This window comes from Sediminibacterium ginsengisoli, from assembly GCF_900167075.1.
GTDB lineage: Bacteria > Bacteroidota > Bacteroidia > Chitinophagales > Chitinophagaceae > Sediminibacterium > Sediminibacterium ginsengisoli.
This window is the reverse complement of record NZ_FUWH01000008.1, coordinates 107,008-120,438: the sequence shown is the minus strand read 5'-3', so window position 1 is coordinate 120,438 and position 13,431 is coordinate 107,008. Positions and strand designations below refer to the sequence as shown.

Here is a 13,431-nt window from a genome sequence, read left to right as displayed (position 1 = left end):
TTGCAGTCATTAATGAAAATATCAATCCATAAAAATAAATAAGCAAGCATGGCCGTATTAAAATTCAGGGTATACCTGGAAGAAGATGATGCTGTTTACAGGGATATTGTGATCAAACACAAACAGACCTTCCAGGATCTGCATTTTGCAATATTGAAAGCTTATGAATTCGATAGCAAGCACCAGGCTACTTTTTTCCGCAGCAACGACAACTGGCAGCGTGGCCGTGAGATCAGCTTTGAGCAATACGATAAACCTTATGTAGCACCGCCGTTGCTGATGGCCGATACCATTATCGGCAGTGAGATCAGGGATACCAACCAGCGCTTTATTTATGTATACGATTTTGCTAAAAACTGGACCTTTCTGATAGAGTTGATCAATGTGAGTAAAGATGAAGGCAGCAAAACCATATATCCGTCTGTTTCGAGGACGGAGGGCATCGGTCCGCAGCAATACGGAACCAAAAGCCTGCTGGGGAACAAATTTGCCGATATTGAAGAGAAATACGACCTGTCCGAAGCAGCCGATGGCTTTGGCGAAGAAGGAGAGGATGGTGGCAGTGATGACAGCGATAGCGGAAATGAAGAAAGCGGAGATGATAATTATACGAATGATCTGTAGAACAGTATTACAATCATTGTAAATAAATAAGCCAACCACATCCGTGCGTTGGTTTTATTATGAATACACAAAAGCAAAAAACGGTTATTGTTGTTGCAGGTCCTACGGCTGTAGGCAAAACTGCTGTGGCAATTGCATTGGCGCAGCAGCTGCATGCAAGTATCATTTCTGCCGACTCACGTCAATGTTACAGAGAACTTTCAATAGGAGTAGCAAGACCGTCGGAAGCAGAACTGGCTGCCGTTCCGCATTATTTCATTGCATCGCATTCCATAGAGCAGGAAGTCAATGCCGGCGTGTTTGAACAATACGCACTTGCAACCGCGGAAGATTTGTTCAGAACGGATGATATGGTCGTAATGGTGGGAGGTACCGGCCTTTATATCAAAGCATTTTGTGAAGGGATGGATGATATACCTGCTGCAGATACGGCAACCAGGAATAAGATCACGGCACGCTATCGCGAAGAAGGACTTGCCTGGTTACAGGAAGAAGTTAAAGCAAAAGATCCGTTGTTCTGGCAAACTGCAGAACAGCAGAATCCGCAGCGGCTGATGCGTGCCCTTGAAGTATTTGAAACCACCGGAAAGTCGATCATTGATTTCAGGCAGAACAGCAGGGCTGAACGTCCGTTCCGCATCATTAAAACCGCGCTGGAACAGCCGCGTGAAATATTATACGAACGCATTAACCAGCGGGTGGACCTGATGATGCAGGAAGGACTGGAAGCAGAAACGCGCAGTGTATATCCGCATCGGGATCTGAATGCTTTGCAAACGGTTGGTTACAAAGAAATGTTCGGTTATTTCGATGGCGAGCTGACGTTGCAGCAGGCAGTTGATGCCATCAAACAAAATACCCGGCATTATGCAAAGCGGCAGCTGACCTGGTTCAGGAAAGACCCTGCATTTACCTGGTTGCAACCGGATGAAAATGCGGTGGGGAGTATTATGAAACTGCTGTAATATGAAGTATATATATAAGTATATAAGCAAAAAGGAAGCATTGCTTCCTTTTGCTTATCAGATAACTGTCTGTTTAAAACTTAACACCAAACGTCATCATTACGCTGCCGGCGCTGCCACCTTGCTGGGCGTAGGTATTGGGTTTGTCGTTAAGACGGTATGCGAACTGCGCGTCTTTATTGAAAGAATGGGCATAGCTCAGGTCAATGAAAATACCATGATCCCGATAGCCTATACCGCCTGTTGCGAGTATACGGTTGGCTTTTATTTCTTTATCTGCATAAGGGCTTCCGTAGAATGCGCCACCCAACCTGAACATAATAGTATGTAGTTTGAGCTCACCGCCTACACGCAGATTGATATTGCCTTTGTAAGTGTCTTTGATGGCATCGTTGATCATGTGGTAATAATCACGGAGCGAAGGATCGCTGCCATCAGAGGCGGAGAACCGGGCGCCGCGGTAATTCACGTATTCGAGATCGGCGCTGATGAAAGCGCGCTGGCGGCGGGTATCGTTTACTTCCCTGAATACATAGCTGGCGCTTGCAATGGCTCTCCAGGGTGTCAGGAGGTTGTATTCCCTTCTGCCCGGATTGCCGCTGTTCAGGTTATCGCTTGTTTCTGTGAGCGTTCCGCCCGCATAATAGCCTTCTGTGTTGGCAGAAAGCGAAGAACGGATCTCGTCTTTAAAGCCAATGAACTGAGGCGTGTGAATGGCAACACCGAAACGCCAGTAGTCCTGTGGTTTATAGATAAAACCCAGTTTGGCGCCGATACCGATCCCTTTTGAGGTAAAGGTTTCCTTGTATTCAAAAAAACTAAAGTCGTTGTTGGTATTGGTGCTCGCATCTGTTTCGCGGTAGATGATATCGCGCTGGTAGCTGATCACCGGAATGGTGAGACTTCCGCCAACATACATTTTGTCGGCCATATTGCCTGCAAGCCCGAGTGCTATTTCATGATAGCCGCCACGGGTTACTGCATCGTACGACTGGTTTACACCTGTAGAGATAGGAACCAAGCTCTGAAACCCGGTTACAACGCCGCCCGGCCCTGCGGTGGTATCGATCAGGTAAGTGCGGAAAGCGAGTGATGAACCGAAGATATAATTGCTGAGCGCCGCATTGGTGTCAGCCCTGTCGCGCACCAGTTCTTCGAGGTATTGTTCGCTGAAAGAACTGAAATTATTGAAACCTTTGAATTGAACGTGGTTGTTGTAATTGGCCAGCTGGTTAACAGAGATCGCAAACGCACTGCTGGTCCATTTGCTGTTGCCCCTGTTATCACCCGAACTCAGGATGATACCGGATGCACCATAGTTGAAATTATTCCGCTGGCTGGTGGTATCGCTTCCACGGTAACGAAATTTATTATTGTTCATCAGGAAACCTCCCGAGATCGCAAATTCGTTGGTTTTGAAAAGACCGATACCGGCAGGGTTTACGTGGTTGGCAGTGATCTCGCCACCGAGTGAACCCATCACACCGCCGGTGGCAATATTGCGCGCCGAACCGTTCTGGGTAAACCATGCCATACGCAATGCTTCATCAGGTGTTTGCGCAACAGCGTACATCGAGATAAAACAGGTTATAAGGAGTAGACATTGTTTCATACAATTTGGTTTTGGGTACAAGACTGTTTTTAAGAAAAGCAAAATGCTTCTCTCAGTATGAACATGGAAGAATCGATATTATCAGTTTCTTCCCGGACGGCCGCTGCTGGTGCTGCTGCCTGTACTTTTAAATCCGCCGCTGTTACCACCCGCGCTGCTGCTTGTAGCAGGCGGAGTGTTGTTGTTGGTAGGAGTATAGGTACGTGTAGGTCTGTCCCAGCTTTGTTGTGTATTGTTATTGCCCGATGTGCTGCTGCTGAACACACGTTTCATCAGGTTGCCGAAACTGTTATTGGAACCATTGTTCACCCAGGCACCTGTTTTCGGATCCTTATAACCCAGGTTACTGTTGTTATATTGCTTGTTCCTGTAGGCTGAGATATTGCTGCCGGCAGTATACCCCGGCGCTTTTGGTGAACCATAACTGATCACGGTATAGAGCGGGCTCCAGCCATAGCCATACCAGCCACCGCCATAACCATACCCGTAGTTGGAATAACCAACGCCGAGATATGGCCTCCAGCCGGTGTACATGGAACCGAGTCCCCAGGCATAATAGTCGTTCCAGTTGCTGTAACTGTAATAATTATACATGCCGAAATCATAGCGGCTGTCGTACCAGTAATTAAAATCATCCAGTCCACTCCAACGTGCGCGGTTGGCTACTTTCATGCGGAGATAACGGTCGTCCAGGCTGGATACATATTCTTCATAACGGGCCTGGTCTTCTTTCTGCCTGTCTTCTTCCTTTTTGGTAAGTACGCCGGCATCGCGGCCGGGTGAATAGTACACATCATCCGGGGTCTGACCGGATTTGAATGCGGTAGAACAGCCGGAAAGCAGTCCGATGGCCATGACTGATAAAAGTAAATAAGGTTTCATACCGGTCAGATTATGATTAGATAAAGTGAAGTTACATACATTTGCCGTGTATGCAGGCTTTCGGTGATTCTTGCGCAAATCATTTGCCAACTAACACTTGTAAGCAATGTAATTTGTTAAGAGAATTGTAAAATTTTTATGAGTAAGGAAATAACATCAAGGGAAAGCGACTATTCGCAGTGGTATAATGATCTCGTGATCAAAGGCGGCCTGGCCGATTACAGTGCTGTCCGCGGCTGTATGGTGATCAAACCTTATGGCTTTGCACTGTGGGAGAACATGCGCGACGTGCTGGACAAAATGTTCAAGGATACCGGTCACCAGAATGCTTATTTCCCCCTGTTTGTTCCTAAAAGCCTGTTCGAAGCAGAAGAGAAAAATGCGGAAGGCTTTGCCAAAGAGTGCGCAGTGGTTACTCATTACCGTTTAAAGACCGATCCGCAATCAAAAGGAAAGCTGATGGTGGATCCTGAAGCAAAGCTCGAGGAAGAACTCGTGGTTCGTCCTACCAGTGAAGCGATCATCTGGAATACTTATAAAGGCTGGATCCAGTCTTACCGCGATCTGCCCATCCTCGTTAACCAGTGGGCCAACGTAGTGCGCTGGGAAATGCGTACGCGCCTGTTCCTGCGTACGGCAGAATTCCTGTGGCAGGAAGGTCATACCGCACACGCCACCAGCGAAGAAGCAGTGGAGGAAACAAAGAAAATGCTCGATGTATATGCCGATTTCGTAGAGAACTGGATGGCATTACCTGTAATAAAAGGTGTGAAAAGCGAAAATGAACGTTTTGCCGGTGCTGTTGATACTTATTGTATTGAAGCGCTGATGCAGGATGGTAAAGCTCTGCAGGCAGGTACTTCGCATTTCCTCGGTCAGAATTTTGCAAAAGCATTCGATGTGAAATTCAGCGACCGCGACAACAAACTCCATTATGTATGGGCAACCAGCTGGGGTGTAAGTACCCGCCTGATCGGCGCACTGGTAATGGCACACAGTGATGATGACGGCCTGATCCTTCCTCCGCGGATCGCACCTTTACAGGTAGTGATCGTTCCTATCTATAAAGGAGATGAGCAGAAAGGAATGATCGATAATAAAGTGAATGAACTGCTTCCCAAACTGAAAGCACTGGGCATCCGCGTTAAATACGATGACAACGACAACAGCCGCCCGGGATGGAAGTTTGCGGAGTATGAAATGAAGGGTGTTCCTGTCCGTATAGCGATCGGGGCAAGAGACCTCGAGAATAATGTAGTGGAAGTTGCCCGCCGGGATACCAAGCAGAAAATGAGCGTAAGCATGGACGCAATCGAGTTCTATGTGAAAACATTGCTTGATGAGATCCAGCTGCATATATTCAACAAAGCGAAAACATACCGCGATGAACATATCACCAAAGCTGACAAGTGGGATGACTTTGTATACCTGCTCGACAGCAAAGGCGGCTTTGTTTCCGCGCATTGGGATGGCACCGCTGAAACCGAAGAGAAAATAAAAGAACTGACAAAAGCAACGATCCGTTGCATACCGCTGGATGGCGAAAAAGAAAATGGTACCTGCATACTCACAGGTAAACCATCAGAACAGCGTGTATTATTTGCGAGGGCTTATTAATGAAACAGAAAGAAATACATCCTTCCATGCAACCTTACCTTGACGGTAAGGTTTTATTATTTGATAAGCCGGTTGACTGGACTTCCTTCGATGTGGTAAAGAAAGTACGGATCCTTACCCGTATCAGCAAAGTAGGGCATGCCGGCACACTCGACCCGCTGGCTACCGGTTTACTGATCGTGTGTACGGGCAAGTTCACGAAGAAGATCAATGAATACATGGGTATGGAAAAAGAGTATACGGGTACATTTACGCTCGGTGCTACAACGCCGACCTACGATCTGGAAAGTGAACCGGTCAATCAGAAAGATATTTCACACCTGACAGAAGAAATGATCACTGCTGCAACAGCACCGTTTACCGGGCCGATATTGCAGGTGCCGCCTGCACATTCAGCCATCAAAAAAGATGGAAAACCCGTGTATCTCGCAGCGAGGAAAGGAATTGACGTGCAGCTGGAACCAAGACCGGTAACTATTTATGCATTCAGCATTGAAAAAATAGAACTGCCTGTAGTGTACTTCAGAGTTGTATGTTCCACCGGCACCTATATCAGGAGCCTGGCGCACGATTTCGGCGCTGCACTGGGCGTGGGTGGTTATATGAGCAGCCTGCGCCGCACACGTATCGGTGAGTTCAGTGTAGATGATGCATTTTCGCTCGAGGCATTCGAGGCTGATATTAAAAATAGGCTGGCGTCAGAAGGGTAGACCGATACCGAACTGGAATGCATAGTTGTCTACTTTCAGTCCGTTCTGCCTGTTTTCTGTCCATTCGAAATTTTTGATGCTCATCCAGCCGCCGTTCTGAAGTCTTGCAGGATCTTTGACCTTGTATGCAAAATCAAGCCGGAGCAGCACATACGAGAAATCGATCCGCACGCCTGTGCCTACGCCAATGGCCAGGTCCTTACCGATATTTTTAAAAGAGAACCGGGAAGAAGGATCCGGATCCGTGGCACCACGGCTTTTTACATTCCATACGTTACCTATGTCGGTATAAAGTGCACTGGTTACTTTAAACCCGGCTATGGTTGCAAGCGGGAAACGATATTCGAAGTTGGCTTCAAGCTGCATATCGCCGAAACGGTCACGGTAAGTGGTTGTGGATATGGTATCATTCCTGATGGAACTGCCTAATCCCAATTGTCTCAGGCCCCAGGCCCGCATGCTGTACGGACCACCGGCCGTAAACTGTTTGAAGAAAGGAAGTGTGTTCCCGATCACAGGATCGGTGCCGTAGTTATAACCAACACCCGCAAATCCCCTGTAAGCCAGTTCTGCATGCGGAAATTTGATCGACTGGCGGTATTCGGCTTCCGCTTTGATATACCGGTAAATATTATCCCTTAATCCCGGGATGAGACCGAATAAACCACCCGCTTCTTCGATCCCTAAACGGAAATAATGTGTTTTGTTTTTATTGTTCGGGCTGATACTTGTTCTGATCAGTGAGAAGCTCTGGCTAAGTACATTGCCCTCATTGAAAGAAGAGGTAAGGAAGGGATTTTTTGCGATCAGGCTTTTCAGGCTGTCGAGTTTGTCGAGTCCGTATAATTCCAGGTTCAGTGGTTTATACAGCCAGATATTATCGCCCATGCCGCGTTTGGTTTTCCATTCATAACCCCAGCCAAATACGAGTGATCTCAGTTCGTAGAAATATTTACGGTTCACATAAGACCCGTTGATGGAAACCAGGGTTCGTTTATTCTCCAGTTGATTGAGTGCACGCCAGTTCTTGAAAGGCTGGATGAGCCTGGGAAATACATAAGTATGACTAAGACTTGTGAGGAAACTCTGTGCAAGTCCACCGGTATTGTTCTGTGAGAAGATGCTCAGCTCCACACCGGTACGCAAAGTAGTAACAGATTGAATGGCCTGCTTCCACACATTTTTGTTGTGGTAAGAAAAATTGGTAGATACGCCCCAGGTATTACCGAATAATACTTCCGAAGTATTACGGCTTCCTTCCAGGTCTACCGTAAAGCTTTGCTTCACTGCGGGGGTAAGAAAGAAGTAAATGTCGAGACTGTCTTTCCCGCGTACGCGTGGAATCGCGTCCACCTGTTGCCAGGCACCGATCTGTCCGAGTGTACTCAATGATTTCAGGTAAAGCTCTTCGTTAAAAAGCTCTTTGTTTTTAATATAGGAATGCTCCCGCATCGGCCGGTAACGGAATGACCCTTTGCGGTAGAACATGGTGGCCTGCGAGCGGCTGAAATCCTGGCGCTGCATACCTTCGTGATGCGCGATCAGGCTGTCGGTATTATCGCTCAGCCGTGTTTCGGGGAAATAATACAGGTGGCCGATATGATATTGCGTTACTACCGAAGAATCGGTTACGGGCCTGGTCAGTATGGAAATATCCCATGCAGGATTTTCTTTTCTTCTTTTGGCGGCGTCTGCAATGAGCTGCGCCTGTTTAAACGGATCGATGGTAAGGGTAAGCAGGCTGATATCTGTACTGTCTACCAGTGCATAAATATCATCCCTTGTGAAACCATAGTAACCGTTCTGACGGTAAAGGCCCACCAGCCTGTCGAGCTCCGAGCTGATGGTCTGTTTGGTATAAGGTGCGCCTTTCTTCAGCAGGGTATTCTTCCTGTTCTCGTCTGTGATCTTCTGCAGGGTAGAATCGCCGAGGTTTGCAGATACGGAATCGATGGTGGTGTTTTTACCGGCATCGATGTACATGGTAATATTGGTCCGCATCTGGTCTTTTACGGTATCTATGCGGACCGTATCGGAGAATGAAGCGTAATAATAACCCTGCGAATGCAGGAAGGCATTCATATAATTAACCGAACGGGCAATATTGGCCGTATCAAAAACCGGTGGGTTCTTGATGCGGTAAAAAAAGCCGAACTGTTGCAGCTTACGTGCTTTCAGGCTGTCATCCCAGTAATTATCGAGTTCGGTGGTTAAACGATTTTTCTCATCTTTGGCCAGATCGCCGTTTAGTACGACCTTGCTTTCGTATACAAAAGGCTGTCCTGCAGGATAGTTACGCACCGAAGTTCTTCGTTGTTCGGAGCAGGAAAACAATACCACAGTGCACAGCAGTAAAGTAAAAAAAGCAGGGAATTTAAATCTGTTACCGGTCAAATGCATACATGATGTTGAGCAAAAATGAAATCAAATATATTCAATCTTTATGCCACAAAAAACACCGGCAGGCCGAGGGCTTGTTTATTGCCGAAGGCCCGAAGGTGGTAACGGAGCTGCTGAAAAGTGATTATAAGGTACGGGATGTGTATGCGGTTAAGGAATGGATCAGCGCCAACCCCGGGGTGCAGGCAAAGGAAATTTCACCGGAGATTCTGGAAAAGATCAGTGCCTTGCAGGCGCCCAACCAGGTGCTTGCCGTTGCAGAACAAAGGGTTCATGCAGATGAGCCGGTGCCGGAAACTGGTATTATACTGGCACTTGACGGTATCCGCGACCCGGGCAATATGGGAACCATCATCCGGATCGCCGACTGGTTCGGGATTTCACAGATTGTAGCAGATGAGGATACGGTAGAATTATACAACCCGAAAGTAATCCAGGCTACCATGGGCAGTTTTATGCGGGTGAAGCTATGGTACAAGCCGCTGGCTTCGTTTCTTTCAGATTCAAAGCTGCCCGTATACGGCGCATTACTGAACGGTACTGCTATTCATGAACAAGCCCCGCTTGCCAATGGCATCCTGGTCATCGGTAACGAGTCGAAGGGGATCAGGGAAGATGTACTGCCGCTGGTGCAGCATGCGTTGACCATCCCGCGTATTGGTGGGGCTGAATCGCTGAATGCTGCCGTAGCAACGGGGATACTGTTGTCTCATCTTACAAGAAGATAAGTTTACCTGAACTGGATCGCTTTTACAGGCTTCAGCTTTTTGATCAGTATTGTAGGGAGGATCAGCGCCAGGTAGCAGACAATGGCAGTACAGAAACAGATAAGTATTACCTGCCACCATACGATCATCACAGGAGCTGATGATACATAATAAGAACTTTCGTCGAGCTTTATGAAACCGGTATACTGCTGTAAAAAGCAAAGGCCGAGCCCTGCTGCGGCACCGATGGCAATTCCCGCAAAAGTGATCACGGAAGCATAATAGATAAAGATCTGCTGGATCACACCGTCGGCCGCTCCGAGCGCTTTTAATATGCCGATCATACGTGTACGTTCCAGGATGAGGATCAGCAGGCAGGTAACTAAATTAATAATGGCTACTACTGCCATGATGATAAAGATCACATTGCGGTTCACATCCTGGATATTCAGCCAATCGAAAATATTCGGGTAAACGTCACGGATACTGCGGCTCATCCATTCAACAGGCATTTTATCTGTAAGCATGTTGTTGATGGAATCGATATTCTTGTATTTATTCACGAAGATCTCATAACCACCGGCTTCTTCGGGTTGCCAGTCGTTCACACGCTGTATCAGGCGCAGATCGCCGAGCACAAATAATTTATCATATTCTTCGATGCCGGTTTTATAGATCCCGGTTACGGTCAGTTTGCGGAATGTACGGCTGCCATCGAGAGATGATATAAAATAAACTGTAATGGTGTCGTTCAGGTGCACCTGTAGCTGACTGGCAAGCGGTGCGGACAAAAGTATCTCGCGGCTGTACAGCGAATCGCTGAAATTGAGCCAGCGACCTTCTTTCAGGTAAGGGGCGAGCCGGCTACTGTCGTAATTGTTTTCAATACCTTTTAACAGAACACCTTCTATTTCTTTGTCTTTCTCCAGCACCACAGATTTTGTTGCGAAGCGCTGCATCTGTACAACACCGGGCTGGTGGCGGATGATGGATTCCACGGCTGTATCCCTGTGTAAGGGCGTCTCTTCCGCTACCAGTGATTTGCCTGCTTCGTATTTCTGCACACGGATATGCCCCCAGAAGCTGAACACTTTTTCTGAAACCGTATGCTGAAAGCCGTTCACAAATGCGAGTGTAATGATCATGGTCATCACACTTACCGCCGTGGCAGCAACCGACAGCCGGATGATGAATCTCGAAAAAGAGCGCTGCCTGTTAAAGGCAATCCGTTTGGCGATATCAAAGGCAAAACTCAATAAACCTGATTTTATTAGAGTCAAAACTACACGGAATATGTTATATAAATAGTTTAAATTAGGCATGCTTCCTTCTCATATATGCCTGATTCAAATGCAACGGACCGCATTATGATCAGTGGTTTATTTTATTGAACATTGAGTTTGGCATGATATTATGGAGCATACAGACATCCAAATGTATCTTGCATCATATATGAAATATCTCATCCTGTTTATCGTGACCGCCCGGTTTTGCCTGAACGCAACAGGCCAGGTAAAACCAGATCATGTGTATATGAATGATATCAGAACGGTAAAACTGTTCCCGCAGAATAACCAGCAGGCCATGCCGCTGATCAGGCTCAATTCCGCCGATCTGCTCGAACTGCATTTCGATGATATGTCGGGCTTCCCTAAAAATTATTATTACACCATTGAACTCTGTAATGCAGACTGGAAACCGGCCGACCAGGTAAGTCCCTTCGATTATATCAAAGGTTTCCAGCAGAACAGATTAACACAATACCGCATGTCTTCCATCGCCAATGCAAAATATGTGCATTACCAGGCAACAATGCCAGACCGGAATTGTGTACCTACCAAAAGCGGTAATTACCTGCTCCGGGTTTTCCTGAATGGCGATACATCACAGGTTGCTTTTACCAAACGGTTCATGGTGGTGGATCAGCGGACTACTGTTGGCGCGAGGGTAGTGCAGCCGATGGACAATCAGCTCATGCAGACACACCAGAAAATCCAGTTTTCGGTAGGTGCACGCGATCTGAACATACTCAATCCGCAGCAGCAGGCGAAAGTATGGGTGGTACAGAATAACCGCTGGGATGAAGCGCAGACCAATGTACAGCCACCTTTCATCAGGAATGGTGTACTGGAATACAGCGGAGGCTGGGAGTTTATTTTCCCTGCAGGAAAAGAATACCGCTGGGCAGACCTCAGAAGTTTCAGATTTGAGAGCGACAGGGTAGAACGTGTGGACAGGTTTGCCAGGCCACTGGATATATATATGAAGCCCGACGCGATCCGCAACAACCTCCGCTATGCTTTTTTCAGCGACCGGAATGGCTGGGATGAAATAGACAATACGGAATCGGTAAACCCATGGTGGCAGAGTGATTATGCGAATGTGCATTTCACACTCGCAACAGCGGATAAAAAGCCTTTGCAGGGGAAAAATGTATATATGGTTGGAGAACTTACCGGTAACCAGGTAGGCGATACTTCACTCATGCGTTTTGATGAAGCAACGGGCGCCTATACCAAAACACTTTTCCTGAAGCAGGGTTATTATAGTTACTGCTATGTAACACTGGACAAAACAGACCGCCAGGCAAGGCCGGATGTTTCAGCTACAGAAGGCAATTACTGGGAGACGGAGAATGAATACACGATCTTCTTTTATTTCCGTTCCATGGGCGGAAGGCATGATGAACTGCTGGGTATTAATACCATCAACTCAAGGGCTGTGCGTAATTAAGGCAGCTTATTCAAAAGGAACTGATAAGCGGTGAGGCTGTGGTGTATGAATACTTGCGTTTTACTGTCGGGGAATTGCTGGTAATATGCTGTATCTGCCAGCAGGATCACGGGTGTTCCGCAACGCATGTAATTCATCGCATTGGTATAATCGGGCGACTTATAACCCGGAAGCGAAGACTTCAGCAACCCCGACATTGTTTTACCTAAATATTTCCGATAGGTATTCATCGCAGAACGGGTGGATTTGTTCAGGCGGTTGTACATATGCCGCATCACCAGGTTGCGCGGGAATTTCTGTTTTCTAATGATCGGGTCAATATTGATAAAAGGATTGGTTACATTAAAATCCTGTAATGTCTGGATGGAGATAGGTGTTTCCGGAACCCAGTCGGCGGTATTCACTACCGTAAAAGCCCAGCCATACTGCATGAGCGATTCGAATTCATAGGCATAATAAAGATTACCGGGTTTGGGTGCAGCGCTGCAGTAGGTTTTGAAGCGGATATCGGCAGGCAATTGCTGTGATTTTTGCTGGTTACGGAGATAGGAGCTGAGCAGGTAAGCAATAGCGCCGCCCTGGCTGTGTCCCATAATAATAAATTGCCTGATGCCGGTTTTATAACAGGAATCGATGCGTGGCAAGATATCTTTTGAAAGAAAAGCCATTCCGATCAGCCAGCCGGCGTGAACAGCAGCAGCAGGATTATCGGCAAGATGATAGCTGAACAGAACAGAATCCGATAATTGCAGCGTACCGCTTGCCGGAACGGTGGCAGCGTAAAAATTCTCCATCCAGCTGATGGCTTTCTCGGTGGTGCCGCGGATACTGATCACAGCAATGGAGTCGCTGAATTTCCAGAGAAACCAGCGATTGTCGAGACCGGTAACCGGAGAACGATAAATCAGTTTAGAATGTGCCGGCGCAGGTACTTTGGGTTCCCATAAAGAATCGGCCTGGTGCGCAGTGATGCGGAGCAGTTCATTGTATTCGGTTTTGTCGAAACCCTGGTAAAGATGGAGTGGCGACTGTGCAGCGGGCTGCAGATAAGAGGCAACCAGCAGGAACAGAATGAGAAACCGGCGGCAGTTCATAAGCAGTAAGATGATGATCAAATATAATCCATCAGGGGAATTGTTTTTTGTTCAAAAAAAACGGGAAAATAAGTTGCCTTCCCTTAC

Annotated in this window: 11 protein-coding genes; 6 read left to right on the top strand and 5 right to left on the bottom strand. The window is 47.2% G+C overall.

Annotated elements, in window-relative coordinates:
• The first annotated feature begins 48 nt into the window (after window positions 1–48).
• Window positions 49–624, top strand: coding sequence for an IS1096 element passenger TnpR family protein (locus tag B5D42_RS13460; protein ID WP_078832038.1), 576 nt, complete (start codon window positions 49–51; stop codon window positions 622–624).
• A 59-nt stretch (window positions 625–683) separates the two neighbouring features.
• The gene (miaA, locus tag B5D42_RS13455; protein WP_078832037.1) at window positions 684–1,589 is read left to right on the top strand and encodes a tRNA (adenosine(37)-N6)-dimethylallyltransferase MiaA; all 906 of its coding nucleotides are present in this window, start codon (window positions 684–686) and stop codon (window positions 1,587–1,589) included.
• A gap of 73 nt (window positions 1,590–1,662) precedes the next feature.
• On the opposite strand, the gene B5D42_RS13450 is transcribed toward miaA, so the two are convergent.
• Both B5D42_RS13450 and B5D42_RS13445 read right to left on the bottom strand, forming a co-directional pair.
• Window positions 1,663–3,201: an OmpP1/FadL family transporter gene (locus tag B5D42_RS13450; RefSeq protein WP_139367160.1), complete on the bottom strand. Its 1,539-nt coding sequence runs from the start codon at window positions 3,199–3,201 to the stop codon at window positions 1,663–1,665.
• 81 nt (window positions 3,202–3,282) lie between these two features.
• The gene (locus B5D42_RS13445; protein ID WP_139367159.1) at window positions 3,283–4,083 is read right to left on the bottom strand and encodes a hypothetical protein; all 801 of its coding nucleotides are present in this window, start codon (window positions 4,081–4,083) and stop codon (window positions 3,283–3,285) included.
• Between the two features lie 138 nt (window positions 4,084–4,221).
• On the opposite strand from B5D42_RS13445, the gene proS reads away from it, so the two are divergent.
• Both proS and truB read left to right on the top strand, forming a co-directional pair.
• Entirely contained in the window at window positions 4,222–5,700 is a 1,479-nt protein-coding gene (gene proS, locus B5D42_RS13440) for a proline--tRNA ligase (RefSeq protein WP_078832034.1), read from the top strand.
• A 26-nt stretch (window positions 5,701–5,726) separates the two neighbouring features.
• On the top strand, window positions 5,727–6,410 hold the full coding sequence (truB, locus tag B5D42_RS13435; RefSeq protein WP_139367158.1) for a tRNA pseudouridine(55) synthase TruB: 684 nt from the start codon (window positions 5,727–5,729) through the stop codon (window positions 6,408–6,410).
• Here the strand turns inward: truB and B5D42_RS13430 are convergent.
• On the bottom strand, window positions 6,399–8,711 hold the full coding sequence (locus B5D42_RS13430) for a BamA/TamA family outer membrane protein (protein WP_176113014.1): 2,313 nt from the start codon (window positions 8,709–8,711) through the stop codon (window positions 6,399–6,401). The two genes, truB and B5D42_RS13430, sit on opposite strands and share 12 nt — an antisense overlap.
• A 101-nt stretch (window positions 8,712–8,812) precedes the next feature.
• Here B5D42_RS13430 and B5D42_RS13425 point away from each other — a divergent pair, with 101 nt between their 5' ends.
• Complete coding sequence (locus tag B5D42_RS13425) at window positions 8,813–9,538, top strand: TrmH family RNA methyltransferase (RefSeq protein WP_078832031.1); 726 nt, start codon at window positions 8,813–8,815, stop codon at window positions 9,536–9,538.
• Between the two features lie 2 nt (window positions 9,539–9,540).
• Here B5D42_RS13425 and B5D42_RS13420 read toward each other — a convergent pair whose 3' ends face one another.
• Window positions 9,541–10,773: an ABC transporter permease gene (locus tag B5D42_RS13420; protein WP_078832030.1), complete on the bottom strand. Its 1,233-nt coding sequence runs from the start codon at window positions 10,771–10,773 to the stop codon at window positions 9,541–9,543.
• Window positions 10,774–10,969: 196 nt separating this feature from the next.
• On the opposite strand from B5D42_RS13420, the gene B5D42_RS13415 reads away from it, so the two are divergent.
• Window positions 10,970–12,250 carry a type IX secretion system plug protein gene (locus tag B5D42_RS13415; RefSeq protein ID WP_078832102.1) on the top strand — a complete coding sequence of 427 codons (1,281 nt, stop codon included), beginning with the start codon at window positions 10,970–10,972 and terminating at the stop codon, window positions 12,248–12,250.
• Here B5D42_RS13415 and B5D42_RS13410 read toward each other — a convergent pair.
• Complete coding sequence (locus B5D42_RS13410; protein ID WP_078832101.1) at window positions 12,247–13,344, bottom strand: lipase family protein; 1,098 nt, start codon at window positions 13,342–13,344, stop codon at window positions 12,247–12,249. The two genes, B5D42_RS13415 and B5D42_RS13410, sit on opposite strands and share 4 nt — an antisense overlap.
• Window positions 13,345–13,431 lie beyond the last annotated feature (87 nt).